The organism is Formosa sp. S-31 (assembly GCF_051172795.1).
Taxonomy (GTDB): Bacteria; Bacteroidota; Bacteroidia; order Flavobacteriales; family Flavobacteriaceae; genus Formosa.
The window spans coordinates 807326-819826 of the sequence record NZ_JAENDK010000008.1 but is presented as its reverse complement, the minus strand read 5'-3'; the positions used below and the strand labels follow the sequence as shown (position 1 = coordinate 819826).

Annotated in this window: 5 protein-coding genes; 3 read left to right on the top strand and 2 right to left on the bottom strand. The window is 38.0% G+C overall.

Going from position 1 to position 12501, the window contains the following annotated elements; genetic code table 11:
• The first annotated feature begins 11 nt into the window (after window positions 1-11).
• From I3217_RS13190 to I3217_RS13180, 3 genes are all read left to right on the top strand, one after another.
• A complete protein-coding gene (locus tag I3217_RS13190) occupies window positions 12-1403 on the top strand; it encodes a RagB/SusD family nutrient uptake outer membrane protein (RefSeq protein WP_435050230.1) in 1392 nt (463 codons plus the stop codon).
• Window positions 1404-1437: 34 nt separating this feature from the next.
• Window positions 1438-2406, top strand: coding sequence for a hypothetical protein (locus I3217_RS13185; protein ID WP_435050229.1), 969 nt, complete (start codon window positions 1438-1440; stop codon window positions 2404-2406).
• Between the two features lie 89 nt (window positions 2407-2495).
• A complete protein-coding gene (locus tag I3217_RS13180) occupies window positions 2496-3689 on the top strand; it encodes a TlpA family protein disulfide reductase (protein WP_435050228.1) in 1194 nt (397 codons plus the stop codon).
• Between the two features lie 72 nt (window positions 3690-3761).
• Here I3217_RS13180 and I3217_RS13175 read toward each other — a convergent pair whose 3' ends face one another.
• Entirely contained in the window at window positions 3762-11342 is a 7581-nt protein-coding gene (locus tag I3217_RS13175) for a S8 family serine peptidase (RefSeq protein WP_435050227.1), read from the bottom strand.
• A 13-nt stretch (window positions 11343-11355) separates the two neighbouring features.
• Window positions 11356-12420: a type IX secretion system outer membrane channel protein PorV gene (gene porV, locus I3217_RS13170; protein WP_435050226.1), complete on the bottom strand. Its 1065-nt coding sequence runs from the start codon at window positions 12418-12420 to the stop codon at window positions 11356-11358.
• Window positions 12421-12501 lie beyond the last annotated feature (81 nt).

Here is a 12501-nt window from a genome sequence, read left to right as displayed (position 1 = left end):
AACACTAGAAAATGAAAAAACTTATATTATTCGCTATATCGACCATTTTCTTCTATTCCTGTAATCCTGATGAATTTTTGGATGTAGTCCCTACTGGATCTAAAATTCCAAACACAATAGAAGATTTCGACAAACTACTAGAAAACCCGGAACCGACATATATAGGCTGGGCTAACATCGTACACATGGATCCGGATATTCTGCTTACAGACGAATTATACAACGGGTTATTGAACGATTTTCAACGCAATCAATACCGCTGGAGTTCGGAGTTGTATTTACAAAACGAAACGGATAACAGCTGGAAATACCGTTATAAAAACATCTATGTTTACAATCTGATTATTCAGGATATAAACGATGCAGATTTATCCGAACGCACCGAAGAGGACCGCAAAGTAATTAAAGGGCAGGCTTATGCCCAGCGTGCGTTCTCGTACTTCTATCTGGTAAACGAATACGCACCGCATTATTCCAATGCCACCTTAAACACTCCGGCAGTACCAATGCCATTACAACCAGATCTTACAGCCCAATTGCCAAGATCTACCGTGGGTGAAATTTATGCACAAATAGAAAAGGACCTGAATACCGCCGAGCCGCTTCTGGAAAACTTTACCGCTATAGACGAGACAAATTTCAGACCAGGAAAAGCGTCTATTCTTGGATTAAGAGCATGGATTGCATTATACAAAGGCGATTTTGAAGCCGCAAAAACCTATGCCGACGAGGCTTTATCCCTGTATAATTTTATGTACGATTATACCCAGTTTACTTTAAGAACTCCGGGCAATACCTGGTCGGGACTTTCCACCAACGAACTGTATTTTGGTACGACAACACAAGACAACGTCTGGGCGAAATATTACAACTTCTCTTATAACAGACCAGGAATGTTGTATAACCCTGATCTGATTCCGTTATACGATCAGGACAACGATTACCGCTTCGTATTATATGCTAATCACTTCACCTATGCCGGTGCAGATGTAAGTCCAAATTTTGCCTATTCCCGTATAAATTCAGAGCGCCAGGTAGGTGTTACAACGCCGGACTTGTATATGATTAGTGCAGAAGGCCATGCTAGAACTGGAAATACAGCTACTGCCATAGAGCGCTTAAACACCTTGTTAGACAACAGAATTCTGAATTATACACCGATGTCAAGTTCAGATTTCTCTGGCGATGCCGCTTTATTACAGTTTATTAAGGACGAACGCAGAAAAGAATTTTTTGCTACAGGTAAAACCTGGTTCGACATGAAACGTTACCACGCTTACGGCGAAAGCATACCTACGTTTACCCGAACAATAGACGGGCAAACCATCACTTTAGAACCGGGAAGTGACAAATATGTTGTGCCTATTTCTCCGAAAATTCTTAATCAAAATCCAAACCTTTAACAGGCATATTGTTTAATACCTTAATATAAAACGTATGAAAAAAATACTAGTTTTAATACATTGTTTTATAGCCCTTACAGCTGTGGTTTCCTGCAACGACGAAGGCTATGACGACCCTATAATTGAAGCTGCGCATCCAGACGATTTAGCCTGGCAAGCCACAACTTCATTACAAGTAACTCCAGTAAGCGAAATGGGAAATTTTGTTTACGAAACCTATCTAGAAACTAACGAAGAAATCTGGGGTGTTGCAGATATAGCCTACGATATTCAGATTAATTCGAACATTTCCAAAGACCAGTTCAGTAAAATTGAATTCTATCTTACTATGCAGGAAGAAAACGGATACAATTACACAACTCCTTTCGATTACAGCGGTACATTAATTGCTACCCAAACCGAATGGAATGACGAGGGCTTGTTTACGCTCACTGTAAATGCAGAAGAAGCCTACGGGAAATTCATCAATAAACTTCAGTTTGACAGAAGTGATAAATTACCACGTGAAGGCGATCTTTTTGAAATCCACTGGGTGATTTACAATAAAGACGGAGACACTTTAGATTCCAGAAAACAGTCCGGCTCTGACCAGCGCTTTACATTTACAACCAAATTTTTAGACATTGCCCCTCCAATCTGGGCAGGTACTTTTAACTACGAGTGGATTGAAGCAACGACAAATGCCTCGAACTACGGAAGAATTAATGTAGGCGATACCGGAACTGTAACCATTACACAGTTAGAAGGACAGACCTATTATATGGAAAACCTGATGTTTGGCTACTACTACAGTAAATCAGGAAAAATTATTTACAACTATACCAGCGGATTAGTAGCTGTTGAAAGTCAGGTAGACGAAAAATGGAATGTCGTAAAAATTGACGGCGCCTCTATAGATATTGCCCTGGAATACAGATACAGCACCGGTTATAACGAATACTGTACAGTTAGATTAACACGTACAGATGGCAAAGACTGGCCAACTATAATTCACACCAATTAAACAAGTAATGATTGTTTATTTGAATTAGGGAAGAAAAAGGAATGACACCCATTCCTTTTTCTATTCTTTAATTCTAAAAATGAAATACCATGAAATTTATCAAACCCTTTGTTTCCCTTTTCCTGATAACACTCTTTACCTTATCCTGTTCAAACAAACCATCTAGCCCTGTTAACACCAATGTTTTTAATATTTCGGGAACGATTAAAGGTATGGGTAACGATTTGTTGTTTACCAGAATACTGGATTCTACTTCAAAAACAGGATACAGAATAGACACCTTAAAAATAGTTAACGATTCCTTTTCTTATACAGGTTTTGCATCATCTGTCGAAAAAAGAGAATATTACTCTAAAAAAGAAGCTTTAATTAAAAAAGTAGATCGCGGATGGATTCCTGCCAAGTCCAACTATCTCACCCTTTATGTTTTTCCTGGTGCTCAGGTTGAAGTTACGGGAGAAGTTACAAATTATATGAATGCCTTTCCCTCAGGAGATATTACCAACACAAAACTCACCGAACTTAATAAACTAATATATCCTTTAATAAACACTATAGCCGACAAAAATGTCGCTGCATTTTATGAGAAGGATACTATTGTAAAAAACCAGCACTATAAAGTAGCCAACACTTTGGCTTTACAGGTTCAGGATCTTAAAATTGACTTTATTACTAAGAATTTAAATTCGGTCGTTTCTGTAGAAACCATGCTGGATATGGTGGGTCGTAAACAACTGGAAGGTGAAGCTGCCATAGCCCTGTTTGAAAACCTTAACCCGCAGCTATCCAATACATCTTACTATAAAGAACTGAAAAAACGTATTAACGGTATTAAAAACACACGCATTGGCCAGACGGTTACCAATATAAAAACCACTTCAACGCTTTATGGAGACCTGTTCGACTTAAGTACTTACAAAGGTCAGTTTGTAATCCTTGATTTCTGGGGCACCTGGTGCGGACCATGTGTTTCTGAAATGCCGGAATTAAGCACCTATTATCACGAAAATAAACAACATCTTAAAATAGTTGCTATAAACTCAGGAGATATCAAACAACGCATTTCAGACTTTCTTGAAAAGCATCCCGAATACGACTGGATTCAACTTTTAAGTGAAAAAGGAGATACAGAAAGCAACTTTGTAAACCAGTTTAATGTGACCAATTTCCCTACAAAAATCATTCTGAATCCTCAGGGTAAAATCTTAAAAAAATATGTAGGTTACGATAAGGACATGTACAGCTTTATAGACAACCAGATACAAACCTATTATTTTAATTAAATCTTAAGCAGAACTCTTAAACAAAAAAACCCGGCTCAAAAGAGCCGGGTTTAAAAAAAGACGAATTAAAAATTACTTCTTAATAATCTCTTTTACAGATTTCGCATTGGCGGTAGTTAACTCTACAAAATAAACACCAGGATTTACCTCCTGTACCGGAACTTCGATCATATTATCTGATCCTTCCGATTGCGCTGTTTTTACAACAACACCTAAAGCATTATAAATCTTAATGTTTACTTCTTCTAATATTGGATTATACATTTTTAAATACATAATATCCTCTACTGGGTTAGGATGTACTTCCCAGCTACTATCTAATTCATTGTTATTCTGGATCATACCAATTACAACAACATCAAAAGCTGCAGTTACCTGACTTCCAAATTCATCGGTACCTGTAATTGTTACTGTAGAAGTTCCTAAATTTAATGGAGATACTAACATAGACCCTTCATTAAAATACAAGTCTGTTACACCATTATCTGTTACAGAAGCCGAATACGTTACAGCATCACCATCAGGATCGCTAAATACGTTTTCCCATACTAATTTATAAGAACCTGTATACAGGTTTATGTATTGCGTAGCAAGTTCTGCAACCTCTGGCGCTCTGTTTACATCCAGTACTTCTACAGTAATTGTAGAAACACCTTTGATGCCATTTTCGTCTTCTAAAGACACCTCAAAAGTTTTAATACCGCTATCGTCATAATCTGGTGTATAAACAAAATTTACAACACCGTTATCAAAGCTTAAACTTGCTTTTTCGTTAACAGTAACCAGTTGAGCATTTGTTACAAGATCGGCCTCTAAATCGCTGGTTTGAATAGAAACGTTTAAAGTTTCTGCTTCGTACACACTATACTTAGCTTCTGATTTTAAAACAGGAGCCTGATTAATTTCAAGTGTTACAGGAATAGTTACCAGACTATTATCAGGGTCGTTTGTAGAAATAATAATATGTCCTTTGTTTGTTGGCTGATTTGCTCTTGCCGGATTTAAATGTACATCTACATCTAAAGCACCGCCTACGGCAACTTCGCCTTCGTAATCGCCGTTAATGGTAATCCAGTTTTTCTCAGAAGCAGTTACCTCAGCAGCACGAACCATCCAGCCGTAACCTGCTAAACCAGCAGATTGTATGTCGAACCAAAGTCCGCCAGAAATAAACTTAAATTGGTTTAAAACATGCTTTTCTACTTTAGCCACACCTTGAGGGTAAGCAGCTCCTAGCGGATGCGTGATAACTACAAAGAATTTTTCGTAAGGCTGTAATTCAACTGTTTTGCTTAATTCTAACGTAATTAATTCACCACCTTGAATTACTGAATCTATAGTATAGTTAATAACTTCTGCATGTAATACATCTGCATTTTCTACATTATCTCCTACACGAATTTCTACATGAATATCTGAATTTAACCAGGTTCCAGACACATACCAGGTTTGGATATGAGATAAATTAAACCCTGTTACAGGTGCAATAAACTCTGTAGAAGTAATAAGCTCTGTCGCACCGTTATAACCTACCGATGTGTAAGGCGTTACAGCAGTGTCGTGTGCTAAGACATTTGCAAAATCTGCTTGTACGGCCGCTCTGCTTAAAGTTGCTGTTTTATCCAGTCTCTGACTTAATAATGCGCTGGCATTTTCAGTTACATTTAATACAGCAGATGGCACTACATCTGCACGTAAATAATTCATGCTTATACCGTATTGTAATGGCGATTCACCTTCAGCATTTCCTAAGTTTAAGGTATGAGAATACACATCGTTGTTATAAGCCAGATGATAAATCTCTTCCTGATTAACTGTGAATGACGGCGGTAATTTAAAGGTTGCCGTAATTGGTAATTCTGCTGTTACACCAACTTCAGTATCTGCCAGTATTTTATTAGTATACGCATCGTTTGCTTCTACCGGGTTAATTGTAAGTCTGAAGGTTTCAGATTCAAAACCTGGTTCTACATCAAAACTATATGAAGGACTTAAAGTGGTCCACGACCATCCCCATCTAAAGCTATATACTAATTGTTCTAAAACAGCTGTGCTTCCATCTTCTAATCGGATGTTATTCACAGTCATGGTTTTATTACCTGTATTGCTTACACTAAACTCTGTAACAAATGATGCATCTGGCACAAGCATTTTTTCGCCTAAAGCGACTACTTCAGGATTAAATGCTAAATCTGATGCCCCGTTTACCGTTAATTCTATTGGTACAACAACCTCCGGATTTAAAGGTGAATTATTAAAGATTTTTAAAGATTCTTCGTAAACTCCGGCATTAACACCTGCAGTATTAAGAGTTAAATCGTAAGTTTTAGACTGACCAGCTTCAAGCGTTTCTTTTCTAGCCGGATAAATATCTATCGCTACGCCATTATTTGTATACTCCTGGAAATGCGCAATTTGAATTCCGTCGCTTCCATCTTTGTTTTCAATCCCTACTAAACCGTAAATCGCTCTAACACCTACACTTGGATCATTTTTATACTGGAATTTAATTTTTCCGTTTTTGTATAAAATGGCCTGAAAACTATAAACTCCGCCTGTACCATAAAGGTTAAGATAACCTCTCCACTCAAACACAACTTTGTCATCAAAAGCCTTCATGTAACGCCCCCAGGTATCTACAGGATTGTTGGTATTTGGACCTCCAGCCGCAAAATATGGTGCAATAAAATTATTTAATTCGTCTTGTTGTGGTACCACAGGAGGGAAGAAATACGACAGGTTTTCTTCTACTTCGGTAAAACTTAACAACCCTTGAGTTCCCATCCAAAGTTTACTGTACTTTTCGTTATAAAACTCAAATTCGAAAGGTAAATCTATAACCTCCCAATAATCACCATCTGCAACATAAAATGGTACTTTATCGTCTTCTGTAAGTTTTATCCATTGGTGAACTGGTTTCATAACCGCATCGTAAGTCGATCTGTATACATAAGTAAAGTCTTCTACACTAGTTGTTGTAGCCGGCTGGTCAACAGTTACATGCTCTGTTGCTGCGATGGCATACTCTAAAGTTGCTTTACCTGTGTTTTTAACCACAAATGGTTTTACCAAAGTAGCCTCAGTCTCCATAGTTTCTACATATGAAGTTTCTGCAACTTCTATACCCGGTGCATCTGTAATGCTTCCGCTGAAGGTCACCTGATACGTTTTACCTTCTCCATCTGTAATTACTAAAACATCTGAAACTTCACCTATATTTTGGGTATTCAATACGTATGGTATAAATAACGTCTGGTTTGGTTCTAATACCAGCTGAGTTTCTGCCGTATGAGATAACTGCACATTTTTAAAACTCACATCGGTTAAAGCAATTTGCTTGGTTCCTTCATTTTTAAGACCTACTATGCCTTTAACTTTAGCATTCTGGAACACATTTCCAAAACTAACTTCAGTCTCGCTTAACACCAATTCTGATGCTCCGCCACCGACAACATTAATATTTACTTTTACAGGAACCGAGCTGTTAAAATTATCGTTAGATAATACAGACAGATACTCTGTATGTGTACCTTCTATAAGCTTATCGCCATCTAAAGTTATAACAACCTCTTTTGATGCTCCCGGCTGAATCATGCCTTTTGGCTCTGATACGCTTTTAATTAAACCAAGTCCCGGGCTGTGGATATGAACAATTTTTTGTGCAGCCAACGGCAGTGATACGCCATCAAGACTAGAATTTACAAGTACACCGTCGGTCTTGGTTGCATTTTCAATAGCACTATAAAGTCCGTTCATCTGGAATGCAAATAACCCGTCTAACTTATCATAGATAAATTTAATATCTCCGTTACTGTAAAGTTCTATCTGGAACGTTAAACTTATCGTCTCTTTATCTGAGGCTTGACGTACATTGGTATACTGTACAATAAGTTTTCCTAATTCTCTTTTATAATGTACACTTCCTGTAACGGCTAGCGCTGCTTCTTTTAATAAGGCTGCTATATAACCCTCAGGCATATAAGTGTCGTGGAATTTAGGTGACGAATTAAAACTACTGTCTTCACCAAGTGTTAACACCCCACGCTTTGTAATATTAATTGCGTTAATTGCATTACCATAGAAAGGAAAATCGAACCCTAAATCTACATTATAATACTCGTTGGTATTAGACGCTTTAAAGAAATCTGTAATATCTGTACCATCGGCAGTGATATCATGGAATTGATACCCGTTATACGGCATAGCCTCTAAAGTATATGGATAACGCTGTACATTTACAGGTAAATTCTCGATATGATTTAAATCGTCTGCAAAAGCAGGGAAACCATACTGTAACGGATATTGCCCGTTATTTGTAATGGTAATATTAGCCTCGGCAGCATCGCCTACCATGACATTTTCAAAGTTTAGCTCTGTCGGATTAATTGCAATTTCTGCAGATTCTGTACCTACACCAAACACATTAAATTCGTGCACATCGCCATTTCTGCTGGTCATGGTAATAACAGCATTTTTATTACCTGTACCATCTGGAGTAAACGTAAGTGAAATTATTGATTCCGATTTAGCAGCAACGTTTAAACCATAAACAGAAGTGTTTACTGTAAACTGCGGATTAGAAGATGTTATGGTTTGTGTACGGAAACGCCCTAAACCACTATTGGTTACGGTCATTTCTTTAGTTGAAGATAAACCGTTAAATACACTTCCGAAATCAAGGATATTATCTGTAGATAAACTTGGTTTGTGTCCGGAAACTGTAACTGTAGCCGGTACTCTGTACTGTGGTGTATCCTCGTCGTTAGAACGGATTACGATGTTAGATTTATACGTGCCGTTAATAAGTTCGCTGGCATCAACAGCAATACCCATTTCGGTTTCTCCTACACCGTAAATGCTACCTTCGGCAGGATTTAAGGTCATATATTTATGCATTGGGCTTACTTTACTTGAAGCGATTACCACCCATGCAAAATTTTCATTTTCTACGGCAGATTCCAGAGACACCCAGGTGTTACCTAAGTCGAAACTCATTAAACAATTATCTGAAGCATTTGCGCTGCTTTCCTGCCCTATACCCAGCGGATATAAGTTACCTGCAGGAACATGAAATACAATCCAGAAGGTTTCTCCTTTATTAAAGAACAGGTGCTCGGTTAAGTTTACATTATAATTTCTTGAATCGCTTTCAGAATACGCTGTAAATCTATCGTCTGAATAAATAAGGTTTTTCTTATCTATAGTCGTCCCCTTATAAATTTCCATTACGGCAGGCCCGAATTCCTGATTTAGATTTAAGTAAGCACTTACATAAGTTAAGTTAAATCCTTCTTCATCGTTTACCACAAATTTAGTAGCCGAAGAATTGGTAACAGCCGTATCTACTTCACCAATAACATAAATCGATCCTTGTAAATAGTGCTTTTTTTCTGAAGCTTCCCAGGCCATAGGTACAGCACTGTTAGACGCAAATTTTTCAACAAGTGGAACACTTTGCTTCTCAACATGGAACTGGGCCATCGATTTTAAAGTTCCTGCTTCAGGTAACTTTACACTGGTCGCTGATGCAGCAGCCGATACTTCGCGCGTTTCTGCTTTCCAGTTTAAAATACCAGTATCCTGATTTAATACAGCTAATGTTTCTGAAGCATTAAGCGCCTGTGTTGCATCAATTGTTAGTTCTACACTTGTCTTTCCGGCAGCAATATCCGGACCTCTGTTTGTAGTAGCTTCAACCACATTAGATTGCTCAGACACATTCCCCCAGCGATCTTCTGCTACAACTGTAAAATAGTAAGTCGTTTCAAACTCCAGGTCTTCAACATTCACTTCTACAAGTTGTCCAACCGGATTAAAACCGTTTTTAATAACTTTCTCTTTTTTAGAAGAGAAATCTGTAGTCTTAGACCAGATTAATTTAAACTGGTAAGGTGTGATATCGCCCTTATCTGCAGGAACAGTAAAGCTAAGCGTAGCAAAATCTTCAGATGTCCCTAATAAAGTTAAATCGCTTATCGCAGCTGGCGCCATATTATCGTTAGGCTTTACCGCCAGGTAGGCATCCATAAAACCAACCCCTAATTTTCCTGTATAATTTGGGTTATACACTTCTACATCTCTAACACCTGATAATAAACGGTACTTTAAATCTGCGTTTGTAAATGTTGAAGAACCGTATTGAGAAACGATTAAAGCCGCTACACCCGAAGCATGTGGCGTTGCCATAGACGTTCCCTGCATATAACCATAACGGTTATCTGGTAAGGTACTTAACACCTGGTTTTTTGTACCTTCTTCAATATCACCTCCGGTAGTGGTAAGATCTACCCAGCTTCCATAATTGGAATACGGTGCTTTTACATAAGACGACCCCGTAGAAGCTATAGCGATTGTTTTATCGTAATACCCAGGATAGTGCTCACTATCGGTTCCGTTATTTCCGGCTGCAAATAAAACAACTCCACCTTTCATTGGGCTTCCCGGATAGTTTCCTGCTTCTTCAATAAAATAATCTATCGCATCTAAAACGGTTTGTTCGTAATACCCTGAAGTTTGATATCCCCAGGAGTTTTGAGAAATTACCGCACCATTATCTGCACCATAAACTATAGCTGCAGCAAAATTACCTGTACCATCTTCGCTAAACACCTGTGCCGAGATAAGACGTGCACCATCACCTTTTCCTGTACCTCCTGCAACACCCGCAACACCTTTACCGTTATTGCTTGCAGCAGCTACGGTTCCGGCAACATGTGTACCATGTTCGTGCGCAGATATAGCTCCGGTATTTTCGGCAAAGTTATAACCGTGAATATCATCTATGTAACCATTAAAGTCATCATCAACTCCAGGTTCACCGTTTAACTCGGCTTCGTTTACCCAAAGCGTAGGTATAAGATCTTCGTGTTTGGTATCTATACCACCATCTACTACAGCAACAATAACATTTGGTGTTCCTGCATTAATTTCCCAAGCCGGAAACACGTTAATGTCTGATCCTGCAACAGAATTAGCCAAAGTACCATTATTTTTAAGATGCCACTGATCTGCCAAATACGGATCGTTGTAAGCCATAGCTGCTGCACCTGCAGCAAGTTGTTTTACTTCTGTAACTCCCGCATAATCTAAGGTCTTTTTACGTATAGGCTCAGAAAAATCGATATACTCATTATTGGTATATTCGCGTGCTACTGCCTGTACATCGGCCTGACTGGTTACATCTATTTCGTACCACAAGTTAAGACCATGTCTAATATGTTTAGCCTCGTTTTTTCCGGCATGAGGAAAAACACGCTGCATTTTACTAACAGAAAACTTAGCATTAACAGCATCTAAGCTGGCAATGTTTGTAGTTAAAAGCCCTCTTTTTGTTTTTGCTGTTTTTAAACTATTGGCTACCAATTCAACAGAATTCGGTTTTACTTTTACCCGGACCTTTCCCGGAACGAATTCTTGAGCCATAACATTTAAAGAACCGGCTAACCAGAAAAGTAAGGTTAGAATGCCCAGTTTTTTAAATAGCTTTGTAATTATCGTCATAAATATATTTTTATTTGATTTATTAGTTTCAATTTTTATTTCGGTTGATTCCGGTGATGTTTCATTTTGCTGAAGCGATTTTAGCAAAGACTTTAAAGCCTTACGCTGAGATGCATTCTTCTTCAGTAACCGTTCTACATTATCCTTACCCATCCCTGCTATCTATTTAATTTAATGCAGTTGTATTTTCTACAGATTGATCTATTTTATTCTGGCCTCCAAAAACAAAACTCAAAGAAAAACGAAGTGTATTAGCTAAAGGACTGTTTATACTCGACGTATTAATTAAGTACGACATATCTAATCGGGCACTTTTAAAAGCCACACCGGCACCCAAAGTTGCATATTGTCTATTTCCGTAGTCTTCTGCCTCATGAAAATATCCAGAACGTAAGGCAAATACATTTTTGTAACTGTATTCGGCACCTAAAGCATAAGCGATTTTACCAAAATCATTATCTGAAAGTAATAGTGAACTCAACTCGGCATTAGCGGTTACACTATTAGCATCGTTTAATAAAAACTCATAACCTGTACCTAATTTAAGATTGGTAGGTATTTGCATTTTATCGTCGCCTTCAACAACGGTTACTTTAGAACCAAGATTACTTAAAGACAAACCGGCACGCCAGATTCCTGAAATACTTCCTATGCTTTTTTCATCAGACTGGTAATACACTCCTAAGTCTACTACCGCAGTATTAACGGTTTTAATGCCGGAATTTTCTTCTGCAATAGCATAGTCAGAACGTACATAACGTCCTGTTACCGCCATAGAAAAATGTTCGCTAAGTTTTAATGCATACGATCCGTCTAATGCCAGTTCGTAAGGGTTTTCACTTCCTGTACTGTTACCAGCAGCATCGTAAAGATTTATAGAACCTAAAGAAAAATATCTTAAACCTACACCCCAGGTACTTCTTTCATTAATTCTGTTGGCAAAAGACAAACTTCCTATAAACAGGTCTTTTGAAAGGTCTCTCATCCAAGGGGTATAATTAAATCCCAGTGCCATTTCATCATCCATAAAAGCATTCTTAGCGGCATTATAGAATTGTGAATTGGCATCGGCAGAGGTCGCGACACCAATATCTCCCATCCCTGCACTCCGGGCATCGGGATTAATTAATAAAAACGGGGCGGCTGTAGTTTGGACCCCGGATTCCTCTTGAGCATGACCCTGAAATGTGGTCAATGACATCAAAAGAAACATAAACAATAGTTTTCTCATATTTGATTTGATTAGTTATGGTTCTCGTTAAAAAAACCGTTATTAATGTTATCAAATAAAAAAATTATTGTTTCTAAAAAC